Annotated in this window: 18 protein-coding genes and 1 tRNA gene; 12 read left to right on the top strand and 7 right to left on the bottom strand. The window is 63.6% G+C overall.

The window, feature by feature from the left end; translation table 11 throughout:
• Positions 1–52 precede the first annotated feature (52 nt).
• The 3 genes from ABD742_RS01965 to aroQ all read left to right on the top strand — a co-directional run bounded on the left by ABD742_RS01965 (position 53) and on the right by aroQ (position 4,269).
• Positions 53–1,405 carry an ABC transporter substrate-binding protein gene (locus ABD742_RS01965; RefSeq protein ID WP_234748690.1) on the top strand — a complete coding sequence of 451 codons (1,353 nt, stop codon included), beginning with the start codon at positions 53–55 and terminating at the stop codon, positions 1,403–1,405.
• Between the two features lie 114 nt (positions 1,406–1,519).
• A complete protein-coding gene (locus ABD742_RS01960; RefSeq protein ID WP_234749189.1) occupies positions 1,520–3,724 on the top strand; it encodes an alpha-galactosidase in 2,205 nt (734 codons plus the stop codon).
• An 80-nt stretch (positions 3,725–3,804) separates the two neighbouring features.
• On the top strand, positions 3,805–4,269 hold the full coding sequence (gene aroQ, locus ABD742_RS01955) for a type II 3-dehydroquinate dehydratase (RefSeq protein WP_234748689.1): 465 nt from the start codon (positions 3,805–3,807) through the stop codon (positions 4,267–4,269).
• Between the two features lie 422 nt (positions 4,270–4,691).
• On the opposite strand, the gene ABD742_RS01950 is transcribed toward aroQ, so the two are convergent.
• Entirely contained in the window at positions 4,692–5,876 is a 1,185-nt protein-coding gene (locus tag ABD742_RS01950) for a MarP family serine protease (RefSeq protein ID WP_234748688.1), read from the bottom strand.
• Between the two features lie 247 nt (positions 5,877–6,123).
• On the opposite strand from ABD742_RS01950, the gene ABD742_RS01945 reads away from it, so the two are divergent.
• Positions 6,124–6,801 (top strand): Crp/Fnr family transcriptional regulator, encoded by a 678-nt coding sequence (locus tag ABD742_RS01945; protein WP_011775987.1) that lies wholly within the window; start codon positions 6,124–6,126, stop codon positions 6,799–6,801.
• Between the two features lie 96 nt (positions 6,802–6,897).
• Here the strand turns inward: ABD742_RS01945 and ABD742_RS01940 are convergent, their stop codons facing one another.
• From ABD742_RS01940 to sp36, 3 genes are read right to left on the bottom strand one after another with little or no spacing between them, the layout of a single operon-like run.
• Positions 6,898–7,809 (bottom strand): NUDIX hydrolase, encoded by a 912-nt coding sequence (locus tag ABD742_RS01940; protein ID WP_234748686.1) that lies wholly within the window; start codon positions 7,807–7,809, stop codon positions 6,898–6,900.
• Between the two features lie 17 nt (positions 7,810–7,826).
• Positions 7,827–8,363, bottom strand: a complete 537-nt coding sequence (locus ABD742_RS01935; protein WP_234748685.1) for a RidA family protein — start codon at positions 8,361–8,363, stop codon at positions 7,827–7,829.
• 2 nt (positions 8,364–8,365) lie between these two features.
• Entirely contained in the window at positions 8,366–8,521 is a 156-nt protein-coding gene (gene sp36 / locus ABD742_RS01930) for a Sp36 family protein (protein WP_009359196.1), read from the bottom strand.
• Positions 8,522–8,558: 37 nt separating this feature from the next.
• Here sp36 and ABD742_RS01925 point away from each other — a divergent pair, with 37 nt between their 5' ends.
• From ABD742_RS01925 to ABD742_RS01905, 5 genes are all read left to right on the top strand, one after another.
• The gene (locus tag ABD742_RS01925) at positions 8,559–10,832 is read left to right on the top strand and encodes a transglycosylase domain-containing protein (RefSeq protein ID WP_344787043.1); all 2,274 of its coding nucleotides are present in this window, start codon (positions 8,559–8,561) and stop codon (positions 10,830–10,832) included.
• The gene (locus tag ABD742_RS01920) at positions 10,825–11,787 is read left to right on the top strand and encodes a metallophosphoesterase (RefSeq protein WP_234748681.1); all 963 of its coding nucleotides are present in this window, start codon (positions 10,825–10,827) and stop codon (positions 11,785–11,787) included. The genes ABD742_RS01925 and ABD742_RS01920 overlap by 8 nt, the downstream gene beginning before the upstream one ends.
• 302 nt (positions 11,788–12,089) lie before the next feature.
• Positions 12,090–13,919: an ABC transporter ATP-binding protein gene (locus ABD742_RS01915; protein WP_234748679.1), complete on the top strand. Its 1,830-nt coding sequence runs from the start codon at positions 12,090–12,092 to the stop codon at positions 13,917–13,919.
• A complete protein-coding gene (locus tag ABD742_RS01910) occupies positions 13,916–15,733 on the top strand; it encodes an ABC transporter ATP-binding protein (RefSeq protein WP_234748677.1) in 1,818 nt (605 codons plus the stop codon). Before ABD742_RS01915 ends, ABD742_RS01910 begins: the two co-directional genes overlap by 4 nt.
• An 85-nt stretch (positions 15,734–15,818) precedes the next feature.
• Positions 15,819–15,895: transfer RNA gene (locus ABD742_RS01905), tRNA-Pro, on the top strand.
• A 294-nt stretch (positions 15,896–16,189) separates the two neighbouring features.
• Here ABD742_RS01905 and ABD742_RS01900 read toward each other — a convergent pair.
• Entirely contained in the window at positions 16,190–16,450 is a 261-nt protein-coding gene (locus tag ABD742_RS01900) for a hypothetical protein (RefSeq protein ID WP_234748676.1), read from the bottom strand.
• 138 nt (positions 16,451–16,588) lie between these two features.
• On the opposite strand from ABD742_RS01900, the gene ABD742_RS01895 reads away from it, so the two are divergent.
• Positions 16,589–17,875 (top strand): helix-turn-helix domain-containing protein, encoded by a 1,287-nt coding sequence (locus ABD742_RS01895; protein ID WP_234748675.1) that lies wholly within the window; start codon positions 16,589–16,591, stop codon positions 17,873–17,875.
• Between the two features lie 7 nt (positions 17,876–17,882).
• Here the strand turns inward: ABD742_RS01895 and ABD742_RS01890 are convergent, their stop codons facing one another.
• The gene (locus ABD742_RS01890) at positions 17,883–18,818 is read right to left on the bottom strand and encodes a phosphoribosylaminoimidazolesuccinocarboxamide synthase (protein ID WP_234748674.1); all 936 of its coding nucleotides are present in this window, start codon (positions 18,816–18,818) and stop codon (positions 17,883–17,885) included.
• A 3-nt stretch (positions 18,819–18,821) separates the two neighbouring features.
• The gene (gene purD / locus ABD742_RS01885; RefSeq protein ID WP_234749188.1) at positions 18,822–20,132 is read right to left on the bottom strand and encodes a phosphoribosylamine--glycine ligase; all 1,311 of its coding nucleotides are present in this window, start codon (positions 20,130–20,132) and stop codon (positions 18,822–18,824) included.
• A 466-nt stretch (positions 20,133–20,598) separates the two neighbouring features.
• Between purD and ABD742_RS01880 the strand changes: the two genes are divergently transcribed.
• The gene (locus ABD742_RS01880; RefSeq protein ID WP_234748673.1) at positions 20,599–22,176 is read left to right on the top strand and encodes a molybdopterin-dependent oxidoreductase; all 1,578 of its coding nucleotides are present in this window, start codon (positions 20,599–20,601) and stop codon (positions 22,174–22,176) included.
• 36 nt (positions 22,177–22,212) lie between these two features.
• On the top strand, positions 22,213–23,229 hold the full coding sequence (locus tag ABD742_RS01875; RefSeq protein ID WP_234748672.1) for an asparaginase: 1,017 nt from the start codon (positions 22,213–22,215) through the stop codon (positions 23,227–23,229).
• Positions 23,230–23,232: the final 3 nt, after the last annotated feature.

The raw sequence follows: 23,232 nt of genomic DNA, 5'->3' as shown, positions 1-23,232 counted from the left end.
GTCATCCCCAAGCACCGCCTCCGTTCTATCGCAACCCCCTGAAAGGTTCACCATGAAGAATTCCATTGGCACCGTCGCCGCTGCCGTCACCGTCGCTGTCGCGGCCGCGCTGTCACTCTCCGCTTGTGGCGGCTCCGCCCCCGCCTCCAGCGAAGCCAAGGGCGAGATCAACTACTGGCTCTGGGACGCCAACCAGCTCCCGGCTTACCAGCAGTGCGCGAGTGACTTCACCAAGGCCAACCCGAATATCACGGTCAAAATCACCCAGCGCGGCTGGGACGACTACTGGACCACCCTGACCAACGGTTTCGTATCCGGTACCGCTCCTGACGTCTTCACCGACCACCTGTCCAAGTACCCGGAATTCGCTTCGAAGAAGCAGCTGCTGGCCCTCGACGACGCCGTAGCCAAGGACGGCGTCAAACTGGACAGCTACAACAAGGGCCTGGCCGATCTCTGGGTGGGCCAGGACGGCAAGCGCTACGGCCTCCCGAAGGACTGGGACACCATCAGCCTCTTCTACAACAAGGCCATGACCGACTCCGCCGGCATCACTGCCGAGCAGATGGCCAAGCTGGATTGGAACCCCAAAGACGGCGGCAGCTACGAAAAGACCATCGCCCACCTGACCGTAGACAAGAACGGCAAGCGCGGAGACGAAGCCGGCTTCGACAAGAACAACGTGGCCGTCTACGGACTGGGCTTGGAGTCCTCCGGTTCCGGCCAGGGCCAGACCCAGTGGAGCTTCCTCGCGGCCACCACCGGCTGGACCGCCACGGACAAAAACCCGTGGGGCACCAAGTTCAACTACGACGACCCCAAGTTCCAGGAAACCATCTCCTGGTGGGCCGGACTGGCGGACAAGGGCTACATGCCCAAACTTGAAACCACCGTCGGCGCCAGCGTGTCGGACAACTTCGGTGCAGGCAAGGCCGCAATCAACACCAGCGGCTCATGGATGATCGGCCAGTACACCGGATACAAGGGTATCCAGACCGCCATCGCCCCCACCCCGGTGGGCCCCAGCGGCAAGCGCGCGTCCATGTTCAACGGCCTGGCGGACTCCATCTGGGCCGGCACCAAGAACCCGGCAGCAGCCACCAAGTGGGTCGAATACCTCGGCTCCTCAGCTTGCCAGGACGTCGTCGCCAACAAGGCCGTCGTGTTCCCGGCGATCAGCACGTCCTCGGACTTGGCCGCCAAGGCGTTCGCGGCCAAGGGTGTTGACGTCTCCGCTTTCACCCAGCAGGTCAAAGACGGGACCACGTTCCTCTTCCCCATCGCGGACAAGGCTGCCAAAGTTGACGGCATCATGAAGCCCGCAATGGACGCAGTACTCAGCGGCAAGAAGCCGGCCAGCTCCCTCTCCGATGCCAACAACCAGGTCAACAACCTCTTCAAGTAACACCAGTCCCGCCAAACCAGTCCGGGCGCCGCCGCTTCACTCCTTTGACGGCGGCGCCCGGACTTTCCACTCCCTCGTATTGCGACACACGACTCTCTGAAAGTGAACCAGCCCATGGACCCGCTCCACCTCCGTTCCGCCGGCACAAGCCTGGTGGTCAGTTTCGATAACGGAGAGGCCGAAGTCATCCACTGGGGTGCTGATCTCGGCAGCACCCTCCCGGACCTCGCCATCCTGGGCGAACCCATCCCGCACTCCGCCGTCGACGCCAACGTACCGGCGGCGCTCCTCCCTCAAGGTTCCTCCGCATGGCAGGGCCGCCCGGGCCTGCGCGGCCAGCGAATCGCCGACGGCGTCCCGGGATTGGACTTTTCGCTCCGGCTCCGCGTAGTGGAAGTGCAGGCTGACGGCAGCTCCGCCGTCGCCTCTGCAGCGATCGCCTCTGCAGTGATTGTCCAGAAGGATCCCGACGCCGGGATCACCGTGACGTCCAAGCTCACGCTTCACCCCGGCGGCCTTCTCGAGCTGCGGCACACCGCCGTCAACGACGGCACGTCCCCCTTCCAGCTCGACGAACTGGCCACCGTCCTCCCCGTGGGGCCCGACGCCGTCGAACTCCTTGACCTCACCGGGCGCTGGTGCCGCGAACGCCACCCACAGCGCCGGCCCGTCCAACAAGGGACGTGGGTTCGCGCGGGACGCCACGGGCGCACGGGGCACGATTCTTCGCTGCTTTTCGCGGCAGGTACCGCCGGATTCGGCAACCGCCATGGGAAGGTGTGGGCCACCCACTTGGCTTGGAGCGGCAACCACGAACAATTCGCCGACACCGTGGCTGATGGCCGCACCATGATCGGCGGCTCTGAGCTCCTGGGCCCGGCGGAAGTAGTGCTTCAGCCTGGCGAGGGCTACACCACGCCCGCACTTTTTGCCGCCTACTCGGACCGGGGCCTGGACGGCATCAGCGAAGCCTTCTACAGCTGGTTCCGGTCCCGCCCGCATCACGTCCTTCCCGCGGCTTCGACGGGACTCCCCGCCGGCAAGCCCCGCCCGGTGGTCCTCAACACCTGGGAGGCCGTGTACTTCGACCACAAACTGGACACCCTGATCGAGCTCGCGGAATCCGCTGCCGAGCTGGGCGTTGAGCGCTTCGTGCTCGACGACGGCTGGTTCCGCGGGCGCCGCGACGACCATGCCGGCTTGGGCGATTGGTACGTCGACGAAACCCTTTGGCCTGATGGCCTGACACCGCTTATCGAGGCGGTGAATTCCCACGGCATGGAGTTCGGGCTCTGGGTGGAACCGGAAATGATCAACCTGGATTCCGATGTTGCCCGGGCGCACCCCGACTGGATCGTGGGCCCCGCGGCCCTCTCCCACAAGGACGGCGGCCGCCTCCCCCTGGAATGGCGCCACCAGCACATCATCGACCTCGTCAACCCCGCGGCCTGGCAGTACGTCTTCGAGCGGATCGACGCCCTGCTTGGGAAAAACAACATCAAGTACCTCAAATGGGACCAGAACCGGGACCTCAGCGAGCATGGCCATGCAGGCCGAGCATCAGTGCATGCGCAGACCCTGGCCGCCTACCGGCTTTTCGACGAGCTCCGCAAGGCCCACCCCGGCGTCGAAATCGAAAGCTGCTCTTCCGGTGGGGCCCGGGTGGACCTCGGCATCCTTGAGCGGACCGACCGGATCTGGGGATCGGACTGCAACGACGCCCTCGAGAGGCAGACCATCCAGCGCTGGACCGGCGTCGTGGTTCCCCCGGAACTGGTGGGCGGGCACATCGGCCCCACCACCTCGCACACCACGGCGCGAACACACGATCTCTCCTTCCGCGCCATCACCGCGATGTTCGGGCATTTCGGCATGGAATGGGATGTCCGCCAGGTGCAGGGCGCCGAACGTGAGGAACTCAAGCGCTTCATCGGCCTCTACAAGGAGCACCGCGGGCTCATCCACAGCGGGCGGATGGTCCGTGCGGACGTTCCGGACGACTCGCTGATGCTGCACGGCGTGGTGTCCGACGACGGCGACGCTGGCTTATTCGCCGTCGTCAGCACCCGGACGTCGTTCGCCGAACAACCCGGGCGTGTCGCTGTACCGGGCCTCGACCCCGAGCGTTCCTACACGGTGCAGGCAATTTTCCCGGCCCCCGGCGACGCCGACTACGCCCGCACCTTCACCCAGGTGCAACCGCCAGCATGGCTGCCATCCGGGGCTCAGGCGAGCGGCCGCTTCCTTGCAGAGGTGGGGCTTCCCATGCCGGTCCTGAACCCTGAGCACGCGTTGCTGCTCCGCTTCACCGCGGTGTAGCTGCCGTTCGGCGTTTCTTACGCAGCCCACGGCAGCGTAAGAAACGCCGGACCGCCTCCGCACACCGATAGATTGGGGGTATGACTGAAGCTCCCACCGCCACCGAAGCCGGTCGCGGCACCATCCTCGTCCTCAACGGCCCCAACCTGAACTTGCTGGGCACGCGCGAGCCGGAAAAGTACGGCACCTCCACCTTGGCCGACGTCGAACAACTCGCCATGGCAGCCGCCGGGGCCCACGGCTTCACAGTGGACTGCGTCCAGTCCAACCATGAGGGCGACCTCTTGGACGCCATCCACGGCGCACGCGGAACCGCCGTCGGGATCGTCATCAACGCGGGTGCGTACACGCACACTTCCGTAGCGCTGCGGGACGCCCTTGCAGCAGTGCAGCTTCCCGCCGTCGAGGTCCACATCACCAATGTGCACCAGCGCGAGGAATTCCGGCACCACTCCTACCTGTCCCCGGTGTGCTCCGCGGTGATCGTCGGCGCAGGAGTCCAGGGCTACAAGCTGGCCATCGACTACCTCGCCACCGCGGTCTAGATCCTCCGACTGAGCGGGGTTCCCTGGGCGGCACGGATATGCCCGCACAGCAATGGGGACATGCTCATTCTTCGTGGCCAGCGTTGGACATGTGCGCCCCATCCCTGGGGACATGCTCATTCTTCGTGGCCAGCGTTGGACATGTGCGCCCCATCCCTGGGGACATGCCCATTCTTAGCGGCCAGCACTGGACACATTCGCAATATGTCCAATGCTCAGATCAAGCGCAGAGCATGTCCCTAGGTGGGCAGCGACATTTTTCAGGTCCTGGCAATGGGGACATGCTCATTCTTCGTGGCCAGCGCTGGACATGTGCGCCCCACCCCTGGGGACATGCCCATTCTTAGCGGCCAGCACTGGACACATTCGCAATATGTCCAATGCTCAGATCAAGCGCAGAGCATGTCCCTTGGTGGGCAGGGCTACTTCTTGGTGCACTGGCCTGACGACACTGCCTCGCTCAGGGATGGTGCTTGCTGGGCCACTGGCGAGAGCTCGTCCATAGTCAGCGCGTAGCCCACTTCCACATCCGAAGTGGTCTTGGCGAAGACCACGCCGGCAACCTGTCCTTCGGTCGTCAGAAGCGGACCGCCCGAATTGCCCGGCTGCACGTCTCCGGCCAGCTTGTAGACCTGTTCCGGGGACGGGTTGTTGCCGTAAATGTCCGGCACCAGCAGGGTCGAGATGCCCTCCACCGCGGCCGGTTTGGACTGGAACGGACCACCGTGAGGGTAGCCGGCGAAGGCCGCGGGTGAACCAGCCGGAAGATCGGCGCTCAACTGGAGCGGCGCCGTCGGGAGACCATCGACGGCGACCACGGCCAAGTCGCGTTGGCTGTCGAAGTAGACCACGCGGCCAGGCAACGCACCGCCGTCGGGGATTTCCACTACCGGCTGCGACACGCCAGCCACGACGTGCGCGTTGGTCACCACGCGGCCGGGGGAGACAACGAAGCCGGAGCCCGTCTGGTTTTGGCCGCACTGGTAGGCGGTGCCGGCAATCTTCAGCACGGAATGGGCCGCATTGTTGAGTGCGGGAGTGTCCGTGCTGGTGTTCGGAACGGGCACAGGAGCCACGGGGCCGATGCCCTCGATGAGCTGCGGAATGCCGTTGCCCATGACCGTGGAACGCAGTTGCGCCACGCTGGCCTTGACGGGCGTGGGCGTCATGGTGTCGATGAAACGGATCACCTTGGAATCGGCCAGCTGCTGTGAAACGAACGGCACACCCAAGGAGCCGATGCTGAACGCCAACATGGACATGACCAGTGCGGCAACAACCAAGCTGACGAAACCACCCAGCACGCGGTCAAGTGCGTGCAATGGCTGGATGCGCACGGCTCTGCGGACCCTCTGGCCGATCCAGGTACCGAGCCCGTGCCCCAGGACAATGAGCACCACGGCCGAGCCGATAATCGCAGTCAGCCTCCAGCCACTGTCCTTCACCCAGTCGCCGACGAGCGGTACCGCGATAAAGGCAGCCACCGCTCCTACGGCGAAGCCTGCGATTCCTCCGAGCGTCACGAAGAAGCCGTTGCGCAGTCCGTAGATCAGGTAGGAAAGAAGCGTCAAAATCAACGCCAGGTCCAATATGGTCAAGCCGAACACCAAAGCTCCTCACAGCCGAGTAAGCCCCAATTGTAGTTGCACAGACTGACAGCTTCCCTTCGGAAGCAAGCTGTCGCCCAGATCGCACAGCCGCCGCCCAGCAGGGCATTCCCGGCCGGTTGGGGCGAGGATTTGTGGCTCTTCCGCGTGATTTAGGGCGTTTCAGCTGCCAAGTACGTCACAGACACGACAAAATTCTGAAACAATGGCTGAAGCGCCCCAGCCGAACTTTTACTCAGGAGATTTCATGGATATCGAGGTATTGCGCCGCGCACCCCTCTTCGCCACACTTGACGACGACGCTTTCCGTCTGCTGACGGACGAACTCACAGAGGTGGACCTCTCACGCGGAGCGTCCGTTTTCCGCGAGGGCGATCAGGGTGACCAGCTCTACTTCATCGTGTCCGGCAAGGTTAAGCTCGGCCGCACCTCTCCGGATGGCCGCGAATCCCTCCTGGCCATCCTCGGCCCAGGCGAGCTCTTCGGCGAGATGGCCCTGTTCGACCCCAGCCCGCGCACCGCAACGGCCACGGCCGTTTCCGAGACCCGCCTGGCAGGCCTGAAGAACGAAAGCCTCAACGCCCTGCTGCGCACCCGCCCCGAGGTGTCCGCACAATTGCTTCAGGCACTCGCGCGCCGCTTGCGCCGCACCAACGATTCCTTGTCCGACCTCGTGTTCTCGGACGTCCCGGGCCGTGTCGCCAAGGCCCTGCTGGACCTCGCGGACCGCTTCGGCCGACCCGCGACCGACGGCGTGCTGGTGGCCCACGAACTCACGCAGGAAGAACTGGCCCAGCTGGTCGGAGCCTCCCGCGAGACGGTCAACAAGGCCCTCGCCGAGTTCGTCCAGCGCGGCTGGCTCCGCCTGGAAGCCCGCGCAGTGGTCATCCTGGACATGCAGCGCCTCCGCCAGCGCTCCCGGTAATTTCTGGCGACACAGAAAATGCCTGGTGACACCGGAATTCCGGTGTCACCAGGCATTTTTCGTGTCGCCAGCGTCGTGTGTCGCCGGCGGTCCTGCTCAGCGTTCCCGCTGCGGCTCCCCTGAAACCGTCCGGGCCGCTTCGACTTCGAGCATGAGTGCGCCATCCTCTTCGATGAGCCGCGGCTGGTACATGTGCGGCTTCCGCTTGTAGCTGAGGTACGCAATGCAGCCCTGGGCAGCGGCCATCTTCTCGAGGATGATTTCCGAGCCCGGCACCAGCAATTGGCCCAGTGGCAAGCCAACAGTATTTTCCTGGCCGATTCCGTCCCCAAGCGCAGTAGTCTCGCGCTCAGCCATGAGTTTGGAAACGCACACCCAGCGCCCCCAAACACCCTTGCTTGCCAACAGCGAGGGCTGTTGGTTAACCGGAAGGGTTGCCGCGAAGTAGCGGGTGTTGAAGCGACGGTGCGCGAAGTCCGGGCTGAGCCAGTTGACGAGCGGCTTGAGCAGGTCCGTCCGCAGGGCCAAGCCACGCTTGGCCAGGACATCCGTGAACGACTTGTCCTGGGCTGCTACGGCCTCGCGGGCCTTCATCCACTCGGGAGTGGATGTTGCCTCCACTGTGGAGGACAGGTCGGGGCCGGCCAGCAGCACGCCGGTTTCCTCGAACAGTTCGCGGATGGCGCCCACCACGTGGCGGCGCGCAAGTCCGACGTCGGCGGTCCCTAGCGTCTCGGCCCAATGCTGAGGCGAGGGACCAAGCCAGCCGAGGGCGTCTTCGTCGCTGGGTTCCAGCGATCCGCCGGGAAACGCGACAACGCCCAGCGGCGAGGAACCGGGACGGTAACCCATCCACGTTTCCAGGCCGGTAGGCGAATCGCGGAGCAGGACAACAGAAGATGCAAAACGCGCGGCGCGGGGGGCCCGTTCGCCGAGCTCAAGCCAATTCCGTGCAGCCCCTTCTAGTTCAGGGGGTAACGCAAACAGGCGTCGGGCTAGTTGTGGCAATTGAGTGAACCGGTTCCTTAGCTGAATTCAGCGATCAACTCGACCTCGACGGGAGAGTCGAGCGGAAGGACTGCAACGCCGACGGCGGAACGCGCGTGCTGCCCTTTGTCGCCGAAGACACGCCCGAGGAGCTCGGATGCACCATTGATTACACCGGGCTGGCCGGTGAAGGAGGTATCGGAGGCCACGAAGCCGACGACCTTCACGATGCGCGTGATGCGGTCGAGGTCTCCGATGACGCTCTTGACGGCAGCCAAGGCATTGACCGCACAGACGGCTGCATACATCTGCGCGTCTTCAGGGGACACCGTGGGCTCTTCCGAAAGGCCCTCTTCACCGCTGGACACTTTGCCCGTAGCTTCGAGTTTGCCGTTAATGAAGGGCAGCTGTCCGGAGGTGTAGACGTGGTTGCCGGAGACGATGGCCGGAACATAAGCGGCCACCGGAGCTGCAACAGCCGGCAGGGTCAGTCCAAGTTCGGCAAGGCGCTGCTCGACGGCGGATGCCGGAGCTGTGGAATCCGCGCCAACGCTGGCTTCTGCGGGGGTTGTCATTGTTACTGCTTCTCCCTCTTCAAGTATGCAACAAGTCCGTTTCCATCGGGTCCGGGAACCACCTGGACGAGCTCCCAGCCGTCCTCTCCCCACTGGTCCAGAATCTGCTTTGTAGCGTGAATAATGAGCGGAATCGTCGCGTACTCCCATTTGGTCATGAAAGAAAGACTAGCCCTTGCCGGTAAAGTGGTGAACATGGTGACTCGTAGGAACCCTCTATTCGACACTGCCACCACTCTTGGAAAGATCCTCGGATTCCTCGGTGTGAGCGCTATTTGTGGTGTCCTGGTGGCGGGCTTGCTCGTCCCCGCGGCCGCCGTTTCAGGCAGTGCGGCGAGTGGATCCATTCAGTTCTTTGACACGCTGCCCGCGGAGCTTCAGGTGAACCCGCCCAGCCAGGCGACCACCATCCTGGCCGCGGATGGCAGCCAGATCGCCTCCATCTACTCTGAGAACCGCACGCGTGTCTCGCTCGACCAGATGAGTCCCTTTATCAAGGACGCGATCGTCTCGGTTGAAGACAGCCGCTTCTATGAGCACGGCGGCATCGACGCCACCGGCATCATGCGCGCCATCGTCAGCACAGCGCGCGGAAAACAGCAGGGTGCCTCCACCATCACCCAGCAGTACGTGAACAACGTCATCAACGAGTCCCTCGTTTCCCAGAACAAGGCTTCCGACGTCAAGCTCAACGGCGTCAACAAAGGCGTCGGCGACAAGCTCCGGGAAATGAAGCTGGCCATCGCGCTGGAGAAGAAGTTCTCCAAGCAGCAGATCCTTGAGGGTTACCTCAACATCGTCTTCTTCAACAAGGATGCCTACGGCATCGAGGCCGCCTCGAAGCTCTTCTTCAGCACCAGCGCGAAGGACCTCACGTTGCCGCAGGCCGCCTTGCTGGCCGGCGTCGTTAACAGCCCGTCCTACTACGATCCGGTGACGAACCCGGACCACGCGAAACAGCGTCGCGACCTTGTGCTCGGCCTCATGTTGGATCAGGGAAAGATCAAGAAGGCTGACTACGACGCCGCCATCGCGACGCCGGTGACCACCAAGGTCACGCAACCTCGCCAAGGCTGCCCCTACTCCGCCACTGCTGCATATTTCTGCGACTACGTGCTGCACCTGCTGTACAACAACCCGGCCTACGGCGCCACGGCGGACGAGCGCGTCAACCGCGTCTCGCGGGGTGGCCTGACCATCCAAACCACGCTAGACCCCAAGGCGCAGGCCGTGGCCCAAACCCAGGTTGACTCTTCCGCCGGCGCCAATCCGGACAAATGGGGCGCTTCCTTGGTGTCGGTCCAGCCGGGCACCGGCAAGATCATCTCGATGGCCCAAAATACCGTCTGGTTGCCAGCCGACGGGAAGTTCCAGGCCGAGCAGAACTTCAACGTAGACAAGCTGGATTCCAACGGCAATGATCTCAACGGACTGGGCGGATTCCAGCCCGGTTCCACCATGAAGCCCTTCACTTTTGCCGAATGGTTGAACGAGGGCAAGTCGATGAATACTGTGCTGGATGGTACCGTCCGGCGGTATCCCCAGAATTTCCCGTGGAAGAATACTTGCCCGACTCCAACGGTCGGCTGGTATGACAGCACCAATGGCACTCATGACCTCCAGAACGCCGAGGGTGGATATTACAAACCCATGACAGTGGTGGATGGTTTGGCCAACTCCATCAACACCATGACATTTGCCACGGCTGCAAGGGTTGACCTGTGTGGCATCCAGAAGATCGTCGATGCCGTTGGCATCCACGGCGGCCTCCCGGACGCCAGCAATCCCAACCCGAAGGTTCCTATGACAACCTTGGGCAACCTGATTGGTTCCACCCAGACCGCGCCACTGACCATGGCCAGCGCCTTCGCCACCTTTGCCAACAATGGCACGTACTGCGAGCCGATTGCCATCACCTCGGTCACCGACCAGACGGGCGCCAAGCTGCCAGCCCAGTCCACGAGCTGCAGGAGCGCGGTCACCCCTGAGGTCGCTCACGGCGTTGCTTACGCGATGCAACAGGTTCTGAACGTCGGTTCCGGCTCGCTGATCCAGCCTCGAATCTCCACCAAGACAAACTTCCCCATCGCGGGCAAGACCGGAACCAACGACTCCAATGGTTCCACCTGGGTTGCCGGCTACACTTCCGGCCTTGCAACGGCCACGTGGTTCGGCGATCCGTTGGGCAGCCAGAGCCGAGCGGGTCAGAATGTCACCATCAATGGCAAGTTCTACCAGGGCATTGACGGTTACATGATCGCTGGTCCGCAGTTCTCCAATTACATGCTCCAGGTTGCTCCCACTTATGGAACCAACCCGTTCCCGGCCCCGCCGTCGAACCTTCTAGATCCTCCGGGGTACAAGCCTTCGACGCCGAGCACCACGACTCCGGGCAACACTTCTCCGAGCACCCAGCCGAGCAGCAACGGGAACGGCAATGGAAATGGCAATGGGAAGAACAATGGCTAACGGCTCCAAGCCCGTCATTGAATCGCTGGCAAGCCGCGTCCGAAGCATCGGACGCGGCTTTGCCGTCGCCACAGCGGCGGGCGCAACCGCCGGCGTTGCGGGCTTTGCTTATGGCCTCTGGGAAAAGAACCAGTTCGTGCTCCGGGAAGAGACCGTTCCAATCCTCCCCGAAGGCTCGGCTCCCCTCCGGGTGCTGCACATAAGCGACATCCATTTCGTACCAAGCCAACGCAAGAAGGCCGAATGGCTGCGTTCGCTCGCGACGCTTGAACCAGACCTCGTGGTGAACACGGGTGACAATCTCAGCCACCCCCACGCCGTCGTTCCGCTGCTGGATGCATTGCGGCCACTGTTGAAGTTCCCGGGCGTCTTCGTCCCGGGCTCCAACGACTACTACGCCCCGCGGTTCAAGAACCCGGCAGCGTATTTGCGCGGCCCGTCGCGCGTCAAGAACAAACAGGTCGAGCTTGATTGGCCGCGGCTGCGTTCCGGTTTCGGGATGTCCGGCTGGATCGACCTCACCAACAGGCACCAGTCCCTGCCCATCAACGGAATCCGCTTCGATTTCTCCGGAGTGGACGACCCCCATCTGAATCGGGAGCGCTACGCTGGCTGGCCACGCGGCACCGCGGGACAGGACTCCCGCCCGCACCTGCGCGTCGCCGTCATCCACGCCCCCTACCAACGGGTCCTGGACCATTTCACGAACGACTCCGCAGACCTCATCCTCGCCGGACACACCCACGGCGGCCAGATCTGCATCCCCGGCTACGGCGCCCTGGTTGCCAATTGCGATCTCCCCACGTGGCGCGCAAAGGGTTTGCATGATTGGGAAAACAACGGACGCACGACGCCGGTCAACGTCTCAGGCGGCATCGGGACCTCGCGCTTCGCCCCGGTCCGGATCGCGTGCAAGCCGGAAGCGGTGCTGCTGACGCTGACGGCCCGCCAATAGCCTGCGCCACTACTGAGCATGTCCATCCTGCAACACCAAGGATGGACATAGCCACCCAGCCCCACTGAGCATGCGCATCCCTATCTACCATGGATGGACATAACAGCAATATGTCCATCCATGGCTACCAAAGCCGGGCATGTCCGGGGGAAGGGGCAGTTCCGAATACCTCGTATCACGCAACGCAATGGTGCTGTGAATCCTGTTACGCGATGGCATAGGGTAGTTGCTACAGGAAACTACCTCCGTGCGTCGCGCCGGGCAGGCGCGGAACGCCGGGACAAAGCTGTTGAGAAGCGGGCATGGCCAAACAGACTTCATTCTTTACCTCCGTCAAACGTCTCTATCCGCACGTTAAACCGATCCTCCCGCGGCTTTTCATGGGGCTGCTCAGCGCTTTGCTGGCCAGCATCATGGCGCTTGCCATCCCGCAGGTGCTGCGGATTTTGATCAACGGCTCCCTCCACCCTGGCGGCCCCAGCAACGCCGTCTGGATTGCCGCCGTCGTGGTTCTGGGACTCGGCGTCGCAGAAGCCGGGCTTGTGGCGCTGCGGCGCCAGTTCGTCATCAATCCCGCAACCACAGTGGAATCAAGGATGCGGGTGTCCCTCTACGGGCATCTCCAGGACCTCACTGTTTCCTTCCATGACCGTTGGGGTTCAGGGCAGCTCCTGTCCCGCGCGATGACGGACTTGAACTTCCTGCGGCGTTGGATGGCGTTCGGCGCGATCATGCTGGTGGTGACCACCTTGACAGTGGTGATCGGCGTCGTGGTGATGTTCGCTATGAGCTGGCAGCTCGCTTTGATCTTCCTGGCCGCCGCGGTGCCCATCATGGTCTATTCCTTCCGCTTCCGCCGCCGCTTCAGCCTGGTGACCCGGCTCAGCCAGGACCAGGCCGGCGACCTCGCCACCACAGTGGAGGAGTCCGTTCACGGCATCCGCGTGCTCAAGGCTTTCGGTCGCAGCCGCGAAGCGCTGGAGAACTTCAACGAGCAGGCCGAGGAGCTGAGGCAGACCGAGATCGCCAAGGCCAAGCACCAAGCCACCTTCACACTGGTGGTAACGCTGCTGCCCGAGCTGGCGCTCGGCGTCGGGCTCGTGGCCGGCGTCCTGCTCGTCTCCACGGGCCAACTCAGCATCGGTTCCCTCGTTGCGTTCTTCGGCACCGCAGCGGTTGTGGCGGCACCGGTGGAATTCTCGGGGACCCTCCTGGCCATGGCATTGACCGCCAAGACCGCCCTCGACCGCCACTTCGAAGTCATGGACACGCCCAACACCATCACCAGTCCTGCGAACCCCCAAACACCCAAGGAACTGCGCGGGGCCTTGAGCTTCAAAAGTGCCGCTTTCGGTTTCGACGACGGCGCCCGGCTCCTGCACGACATCACCCTGGACATCAGGCCCGGCGAAACCATGGCACTCGTGGGCATTACCGGCAGCGGAAAGAGCGCCTTGCTCCAGCTGGTCCCCCGGCTCTATGACGTGAACGAAGGATCCGTGACCATCGACGGCGTGGATGTCCGCGACTTCAGCGTCGAGCAGCTGAGGACCGTCGTGGCGGTCGCTTTCGAGGACACAACCCTGTTCTCCAGCTCAGTGCGGGACAACGTGCTGCTCGGCGCGCCCGACACGTCCGAGGAAGCCCTCGAAGAAGCGCTCGACGTCGCGCAGGCGCACTTCGCGTATTCGTTGCCCGACGGCGTCGGGACCCTCATCGGCGAAGAAGGCCTGAGTCTTTCCGGCGGCCAGCGGCAGCGGATCGCGCTCGCCCGGGCCATCGCAGCCAAGCCCAAGGTCCTCGTGCTGGATGATCCGCTGTCGGCCCTGGATGTGAATACGGAGGAACTCGTCACAGCCCGGCTCCGCGAAGTCCTGCGGGACACCACCACGCTCATCGTCGCGCACAGACCCTCGACCGTTGCCCTGGCCGACCGTGTGGCGCTGCTCGAAAACGGAAGCATCACCGCCGTCGGGACCCATACGGAACTGTTGGCCAACAACGCGCACTACCGCTACGTGATCGCAAGCCTCGACTCCGGTCCGAAGGACCTCGACCTCGAACTCGACGAGCTGGAACACGAGCTGGATTCCGAACAGCACATGGACCAAGCCGGGGAGGGTCGCCGATGAGCACGTTGGGAACCGCCAATGAAGACAACGCCCACCTGAGCCGCAGCGACAGCAAAGCAGTACGACGGCGGTCGGTCGCCTTGCTGGGATCCCTCATCCGCCCGGTGCGGTTGCGGTTCTGGCTGACGCTGGCCATGGTGGTGCTCTCGCAGGCCACCCGCGTGGCCGGGCCCGCGATCATCGCTTTCGGTATCGACCACGCACTGCCCTCGCTGCTTGCCGGGAACAACATACCGGTGGTCCAGGCCGGCGTCCTGTACCTGACCGCGGCCGTCGCAACGGCGATTTTGACGGCACTCTACGTCACTTCCACGGCGAAGCTGAGCCAATCCATGCTCCTTGACTTGCGGCTGCGGGTCTTCCGGCACACCCAACGGCTCAGCTTGGAGTTCCACGAGAAGTACACCTCGGGCCGGATCATCGGGCGCCAGACTTCGGATCTTGAGGCGCTGCGTGAACTCCTCGATTCGGGCGTCAGCTCGCTGGCTTCCGGGATCCTGTTCATGCTTTTCACGGCATTTACCGTATTTGCCCTCGACTGGCGCAGCGGGCTCCTCATGCTCGCCACGGGCGTGCCCGCGTACTTCCTGGCCCGCTGGTACCAGAAGCACTCGCAGATCGCCTTCCGCGAATCACGGGTGGTGTCCGCGAGGCTGATTGTGCACTTCGTGGAGACCATGACCGGCATCCGGGCCATCAAGGCCTTCCGCAAGGAGCCGGAGAACGCCCAGCGCTATGGCGAACTCTCCGAGGACTACCGCAAAGTCACGGTCCGCTCCATCAATCTCAACGGCGTCTTCCAACCGGGCTTGGTCCTCATCGGTAACGTGTGCGTGGCAGTGGTCCTGCTGTTCGGAGGCTTCAGGGTGCTCTCCGGAGACCTGGCGGTGGGCGTGCTCCTGGCATTGATCCTTTCAACGAAACGCTTCTTCCAACCCGTGGACCAGATGGCCATGTTCTACAACTCCTTCCAGAGCGCCCAGGCCGCGCTCGAGAAGGTGTCCGGACTGCTCGAAGAAGTTCCCACGGTCCGGCCGCCCAAGAACCCCGTGCCCTTGCCCCATGCCCGCGGCGAAATCGACTTCCGTGGCGTGGAGTTCGGCTACGGCAACGGCAAGGTGGTTGTCCCCAAGCTGGATCTTCACATCCCCGCCGGACAGACCATAGCGCTCGTCGGACAGACCGGTGCCGGCAAATCGACCTTCGCCAAGCTCATCGCCCGCTTCTACGACGTCACCGAAGGATCCTTGACCCTCGACGGCGTCGACCTCCGGGAGCTCTCGACGGCGGACCTGCGCCGCGCCGTCGTGATGGTCACCCAGGAAGCGTTCCTCTTCAGCGGTTCCGTGGCGGACAACATCGCCTTGGGGCGGCCCGAGGCTACACGTGCGGACATTGAAGAAGCTGCCCGGGCAGTAGGGGCACATGACTTCATCTCCGCCTTGCCTGACGGCTACGACACCGACGTTAACAAGCGCGGTGGCCGGGTCTCCGCCGGGCAACGGCAGTTGATCGGCTTTGCCCGGGCATTCATTGCGGCCCCGGCAGTACTCATCCTGGATGAGGCGACATCTTCGCTCGATATCCCCTCCGAACGGCTGGTGCAGGCCGGCCTCGGCAGCCTGCTGTCCGGAACGGACTCCGAGCGCACCGCGATCATCATCGCCCACCGGCTCTCCACCGTGGAGACCGCAGACCGGGTGCTGGTGGTGCACGAGGGACGCATCGTGGAAGACGGCACGCCGGCCGAACTCATCGGCGGAGGAGGACGCTTCGCCCGCTTACACGGCGCTTGGAAGGACTCGCTGGTCTGAGGCAGTTGTTCGCTAGCGGGGCTTCCTTCGATTTCGCATCCGGGGAGGGATCGGCTATTCTTGAACAGTTGCTTTCGCAGCGGATCGGGATGTAGCGCAGCTTGGTAGCGCGCTTCGTTCGGGACGAAGAGGTCGCAGGTTCAAATCCTGTCATCCCGACCAATTGGTAGAAGACCTTCCACTCGGAAGGTCTTCTACTTTATTTAACGAGCTTTTCGGGGGGCCGGGAAAACCGGAAAAACATTCCCATGACCGGTTTTCCTCACCCGCCCAGTGTTTAGAGACAAGTGTTGTTAACAACCCCGGCACAATGACTTGGGGGTATATCACGGACCACGCGGATCGTCGCGCAAAGAAATCCCCGGTGTGTCGATTTCAGACAACCGGGGACTTCTTCACTTCATTTGAATTATCCAGCAGCTGCCGGGATCTCCGGGAGCCGCCGTCGAGCCTCAGCTACACGGGATCGGGCCAGTTGCCGATAGCCTGCGAGACCCTCATGGGATCAGGCCAGTTACCAATCATCGGCCTCACCACCATCGGATCGGGCCAGTTGCCGATAGCCTGCGAGATCCTCATCGGGTCAGGCCAGTTACCAATGCTGAGCACCGTGCTGACGGTGTCTGCCACAGGGGCTGCGGAAACCACGGCTGGCGCCGCGGCGGAGAATGCAAGAGCGCCGGCCAAGGCCACTGCTGCAGCAATCTTCTTCAACATAATTTTTCCTCAATGCGAGTCGGATTCGTTACGGAAATTTCGCGGTCCCTGTTGACATTCATTGTAAAATGTTTTCCACAGCGACTGTCAAGCTTTAGATGTAAAGACAGTGCAAAGACCAGCCTCTAGGAGGAACCTGTGGGGAACGGATTCGGAGAAAAGCTCCGTGCCGAACGGCTCGAACGCGGGCTGACCCAGGCTGAATTGGGCAGGGACCTTTACTCGCCCAGCTACATTTCGCTTCTTGAAACGGGCCGGCGGGAGCCCACGGCCGAAGTCATCGAAGAACTCGCCCGCCGTTTGGAACTGGCACCAAAAGCCCTGGAAGCCTGGAGCCAGCCCGTATCCGTCAGTGACGCCGAATACGTGCTTGCCGGGCTGTACGCGAGGCAAGCCTGGGACCTCAGGGACTACCCGCTTGCCGCAAGCCACGCATCAACCGCCGCCCAAATCGCGCTCGAGGCAAAGAACACCAGCGCCTGGTGGAACATGACCTACATGCAGGCCGAATGCCTCATGAAGCAGGGGCAGTTGAAGGAATGCCAGCAGATCATCCAGCATCTCCTGGAACATCCCATGGCCACGGAATCCGCGGGCCTGGGAGTCCGTGCCCGGCAGATGCTTGCCGCTGTCTGCCACGGACAAGGGCAGCTGGCCACCGCCGTCGAGCACGCCAAGGAGGCCGTGAGGCTTTCCGAGCAGCTGCCCAAGGGCTCAACGTTGATCATCGGGGCGCACCGGGCGCTGATCGGGGCACTGGCGGAGAGCGGCAGGTTGGACGAGGCCTGGACATATTGCCAGGCCATGAACAACCAGATGGACGACCATTCGATGTCGCAACTCGCAGGCGAAGTGGCCTGGGTGGTGGGAAACGTGGCCTTCATGCGCCACGACTATGTGGAAGGCATCAAGCATCACGAGCGCGCCGCGAAGCTGCTCTCCCCCGCCAATGACATTGAGCTGTGGGCCCGATTCAACAAGGCATCGGCGGCTGTGCGGCTCTCCTCGGGAATCGTGGAGCCGGAGACGCTCTCGGCCATCGAACGCGCTGAACTCGCCCTGTCGATTGTGGGCGGAAACAAGACGGACCAGCTGGAAGTTGCCTTTATCCGCGCCCGCTGGCTCTACCTGACGGGGGACATCCCGGCCGCCATCACCAAGCTGCGCGAAATCCACTCGGACCGCGATGTCCTCGCCCGGCACACTGCAGGTGAGGTCGCTTTCCTCCTCGGCAAGGCACTCAAGGCTGCCGGGGAAAACACAGACGCACTGGTCCACCTTGAAGAAGCCCAGCGCGACTTCACCGCCGCGGGCGCAGCCGACCGCGTCCAGCAGGCCATGGACTCCGTACTGGAGATCCGGCTGGCGGAACGTCGGGCGGCGTCTGGCCATGGCGAGAACGCGAAGTCTTCCCGCGCGAGCTAGTGACGAGTCAGACGAAAGTCCGGCCGGTCAGCTTCTCGTAGGCTTCCACGTAGCGGGTGCGCGTCTTCTCCACGACGTCGGCCGGCAGCGCGGGCGGCGGGGTGTCACTCGAGCGGTCCCAGCCCGACTCCGCAGAGGTCAGCCAGTCACGCACAAACTGCTTGTCGAACGATGGCTGCGCCTTGCCCGGCTCGTAGGTGGACGCGTCCCAGAAACGTGAGGAATCCGGAGTCAGGACCTCATCGCCCAGGGTAATGACACCTGTGTTGACATCGATGCCGAACTCAACCTTCGTGTCGGCCAGGATGATGCCGCGGCCACGGGCGATCTCTTCCGCGCGGGTGTAGATCTTCAACGTGAGTTCGCTCAGGCGTGCGGCGATATCGTCGCCCACCATCGCGACGACGTCGTCGTAGGTGATGTTCTCGTCGTGCTCGCCGACTTCAGCCTTGGCAGAAGGCGTGAAGATAGCGTGCCCGAGGCGCGAGCCGTCAACCAGGCCTTCGGGCAAGGGGATGTCGCAGACGGTGCCCGATTGGCGGTACTCGGCCAGGCCGGAACCCGTGAGATACCCGCGGGCGATGCATTCCACGGGGAACATCTCCAGCCGTTTGCAGATCATCGCGCGGCCCTCAACTTCTGCGGGCACACCCTCGGCGACCGTGGACGCCAGGACGTGGTGCTCCACGCCAAGCTGCTCGAACCACCACAGGCTCAATTGAGTGAGGACCCGGCCCTTGTCCGGGATCTCGCTGCTCAAGACGTGGTCGTAGGCGCTGATGCGGTCGCTTGCCACTACCAGGACACGGTCCTGGCCGGATTCGGCCCCGCTGAGATCATCTGCCGGGACGTAGAGGTCGCGGACTTTGCCCGAGTAGAAGTGCTTCCACCCCGGGAGGTCGAGGGTTTCGGTCTGCAGGCCGTTTGCGTTGTTTTCAGGCATGGTTCAGGCCTTCACATTCGGGATGGAGCCGGTGGCCGGGGAGACCACGTGGATCTCGCCGCGGGCTGCCTTGCCGGCGATATCGGTACGGAACTGTCCGCCGTCGAGCTGGACCAGCTCCACGCCGTCGTAAGCCCGCTCGCGGGCCTCCACGAGGTCGGTGCCCAGCGCGACAACCGCCAGCACGCGGCCGCCGGCGGAAACAAGACGGCCTTCTTCGTCCAGCTTGGTGCCGGCGTGGATGACGTGGACGCCTTCCAGCGCGTCAACCTTGTTCAGGCCGCGGATGCGGTCCCCCGTGCGGGGAGTGTCCGGGTAGTTTTCGGCGGCAACGACGACGGCGACGGCCGACTCCTTCGACCAGCGCAGCTCTTCAGCCTGGTCCAGTTCGCCCTTGGCGGCTGCCAGCATGAGTGCGCCGAGCGGGGTCTTGAGCCGGGCCAGGACCGCCTGGGTTTCGGGATCGCCGAAACGGACGTTGAATTCGATGACGCGCGTGCCGCGGGAAGTCAGGGCCAGGCCGCAGTAGAGGACGCCGACGAACGGAGTTCCGCGGCTGGCCATCTCGTCCACGGTCGGCTGGGCCACCCGGTCGATGACTTCCTGCACCAGGCCTTCAGGCGCCCACTCGAGCGGGGTGTAGGCGCCCATGCCACCGGTGTTGGGGCCTTCGTCATTGTCGAAAATCCGCTTGAAGTCCTGTGCCGGGGACAGCGGCACCGTGGTGCGGCCATCGCACAGGACGAACAGGGAGACCTCGGGTCCGTCCAGGAACTCCTCGATCACCACGGTTCCGCCAGCGTCGAAACAAGCCTGAGCGTGGGCGAGTGCTTCCTCGCGGTCATTGGTGACCACGACGCCCTTGCCGGCGGCCAGTCCGTCATCCTTGACGACATGCGGAGCGCCGAAAGTGTCCAGTGCGTCAGCTGCCTCTGCAGCGTTTGTTGCCACGCGGGCCATGGCGGTGGGCACGCCGGCCTCGGCCATGACTTCCTTGGCGAACGCTTTGGAGGCTTCGAGCTGCGCCGCGGCCTTGCTCGGGCCAAACACCGGAATGCCGGTTTCGCGGACAGCGTCGGATACGCCCGCCGCGAGTGGGGCTTCAGGGCCGACCACAACCAGGTCAACCGCCAACTTTGTCGCAAGCGCAGCGACGGCGCCGGGGTTGTTCCCGTCGATCGCGTACGTGGGGACCAGCTTGGCGATGCCCGCGTTTCCCGGAGCCGCATGGACCTCGGAAACGTTGGGATCCTTGAGCAAGGAGCGGACAATTGCGTGTTCGCGGCCCCCGGGGCCAATGACGAGTACCTTCACAGTCTTCAAGGGTACTTTGTGCGGGGGCAGGCTCCTAAGCTGTCTCCACCATTGGACATGCCCACCCACACCGCGGGACCAAGAGGGAGCATGCCCACCCTTCGTAACGAGCAATGGACATAACAGTGATATGCCCATTCCTGACAGCCAAGAGGGAGCATGTCCAACCCACACCGCGGGACCAAGACGGAGCATGCCCACCCCTGGCCATGAGCGATGGACATGACAGTGATATGCCCACTCCTGAGCATCAACGCAGGGCATGTCCGTACCGCACCTCCAACGCAGGGCATGTCCATACCCCACCCCCAGCGCAGGGCATGTCCAACCCAGACCGCGGGACCAGGACGGAGCATGCCCACCCTTGGCCATGAGCAATGGACATAACGCTGATATGCCCACTCCCCATCTCCGACGCTGAGCATGTCCAACCCATCTCGGAGACCTCCGGCTACGAACAACCTGCATGAACAAGCTCAGGAACTGGCTCAGGGGACCCACCGCATTGGCTGCACTGGCCGGGGTGGCCGCTGCCGCCGTCGTACTTTCCGTTGCGGAACTGATCGGCGCCTTCTTTACGGCCCGGGCTACTCCTGTTATTGCGCTGGGGTCCACGTTCATCGACTTCACGCCGCCGTGGATGAAGGACTTTGCCGTGACCACGTTCGGCACCAATGACAAGGCCGCTCTGTTTGTGGGCATGGGCCTGACCATCTTCGCGCTGGCTTGCGTGCTGGGCGTCGTGGCCTTCCGCAACTGGGCCCTCGGTGTATTGGGCGTTCTCGGCATGGGTGCGGTGATTGTGGCTGCCGTGGTGACCCGGGCCAGCGTGAAGCCCGTGGATTCCATACCGAGCCTGATCGGCACTGTGGCTGGGCTCATTGTCCTCCGTCTCTTGGTGGCGCGGCTCTGGCGGCTGAGGTCCTTCCCGGAAGCCCCTGCGGACACCGCGGCCAAAGGCATCGAACGTCCCGCCACGACGCGCCGAACTTTCTTCGCCGCCACGGGTATCACCGTTGCCGCAGCGGCCATCGCAGCCGGCGGCGGTCGGTTCCTGAGTGCCGCACGCAGCAATGTGGCCAAGGCACGGGATTCGTTGAAACTCCCGGCTCCGGCCCGGCCGGCTGCTCCCGTCCCCGCGGGCGTCCAGTCCCCGACGCCGGGAGTCACCCCCTGGCTCACCCTGGCCAAGGACTTCTACAGGATCGACACCGCCCTCAGCGTGCCGGAGATCAACGCCCAGGATTGGGAGCTGAGGATCCACGGGCTGGTGGAACAAGAGGTCCGGCTGACCTTTCAGGATCTGCTCGACGCCCAACTGATCGAAACCCATGTGTCGCTCACCTGCGTGTCCAACCCCGTGGGCGGAAACCTGGCCGGCAACGCCAAATGGCTGGGCATGCCCATCCGCGACGCACTCAAACAAGCGCGTCCCAAAACCGGAGCGGACATGATCCTCTCCACCTCGATCGACGGCTTCAGCGCCTCCACTCCGCTGGAAGTGCTCCAAGATGGCCGGGACGCCATCCTGGCCATCGGCATGAACGGCGAACCCCTCCCGCTGGAACACGGCTACCCCGTGCGCATGGTGGTTCCGGGTCTTTACGGCTTCGTCTCCGCGACCAAATGGGTGGTGGACCTGGAAGTCACCCGATTCGCCGACAACAAGGCCTACTGGACCACCCGCGGCTGGTCCGAGCGGGGTCCCATCAAGACCATGGCCCGGCTTGAAGTTCCCAAGTCCTTCGCCAAAGTGCCTGCCGGCAGGGTCGCCTTGGGCGGCACGGCCTGGGCCCAGACCCGTGGCATCAAGAAGGTGGAGGTCCAGATAGACAACGGCCCATGGGCCGAAGCCACCCTCGCCGCGGAGGCATCTGTCGTCACGTGGCGGCAGTGGTCCTTCACTTGGGACGCCACTCCGGGACCCCACTACATCAAGGTCCGGGCCACGGACGGAACCGGCGAACTGCAGACTGAAAAGCGGGCGGGTCCCGTGCCTGACGGCGCCTCGGGATGGCAGTCCGTTATGGTGACCGTGGAGTAGCCCGGGAAGGTGGTTCCTTCGCCCTAGACTTGCATCATGCCCTTGAGTTCGCATGAAACCTTTAGCGTTGAGTCCGCCGTCGAGCTGGCAGTGATCGAACGCAGCGGCTTCATCGAATCGCGCCATATCGGTTCCGCAGTGGTTCTTTCCGGTGACGGCGCGGTGGTGACCCAGCTCGGCGACATCACGACGCCCATCTACGCCCGCTCTGCGCTCAAGCCTTTCCAAGCTCTAGCTTCGATGCAGTCGGGGGTGCCCCTGCGCGGCGCCCAGGTGGCTTTGGCGTGTGCCAGCCATGTGGGCTCGCTGGATCACATGGACGTGGTGGAAGGCATGCTGAAAGCGGCAGGCGTCCGGGAAGAACAGTTGCAATGCCCGTCGGTGTGGCCGCAGGACGAAGTTGCCCGCAATTGGTTGATCCGTTCCGAGCACGGCAAGTCCAAGTTGGCTTCCAATTGTTCAGGCAAGCACGCTGCGTTCCTGTGGGCCTGCACCGAGAACGGTTGGGACACGCACAGTTACCTGGAGCCCAACCATCCCTTGCAACAGCGCGTGCGGACCGTCATCGAGGAATACAGCGGCGAGAAAATCGCCCACCTCGGCATTGATGGATGCGGAGCACCCGTCGCCGCGCTTTCCCTGACCGGGCTGGCGCGGGCGTACTCGCGCCTGGCACAGGCCCCGCGGGACCAGAGCTCCAACGCCCGCGCGGCAACCATTGCCACATCCATGCTGGACTACCCGTGGGCAGTGCAAGGCCGCGGCGAGGCGAACACCATCGTCATGGACGAACTCGAAGTGCTTGCCAAGGGCGGAGCCGAAGGTGTCCTGGTCCTGGCAACCCCCACAGGCGCCTCTGTCGCAGTGAAGATCCTGGACGGGAACCCCCGCGCAGCCACCCTGGTTGGACTCACGCTTCTCGCGGTTGCCGGCGCCGTCGATATTCCCGGTGTCTCGAGCGTGCTCGAAAAGGTCGTGGAGCCCGTCCTCGGTGGTGGCCACTCGGTCGGCAGGATCCGCCTGGGCCACGCCGTTTCGGCGCTGCTGGACTGATTG

This window comes from Arthrobacter ramosus (genome assembly GCF_039535095.1).
GTDB lineage: Bacteria > Actinomycetota > Actinomycetes > Actinomycetales > Micrococcaceae > Arthrobacter > Arthrobacter ramosus.
This window is presented reverse-complemented; position numbering and strand designations above follow the sequence as displayed.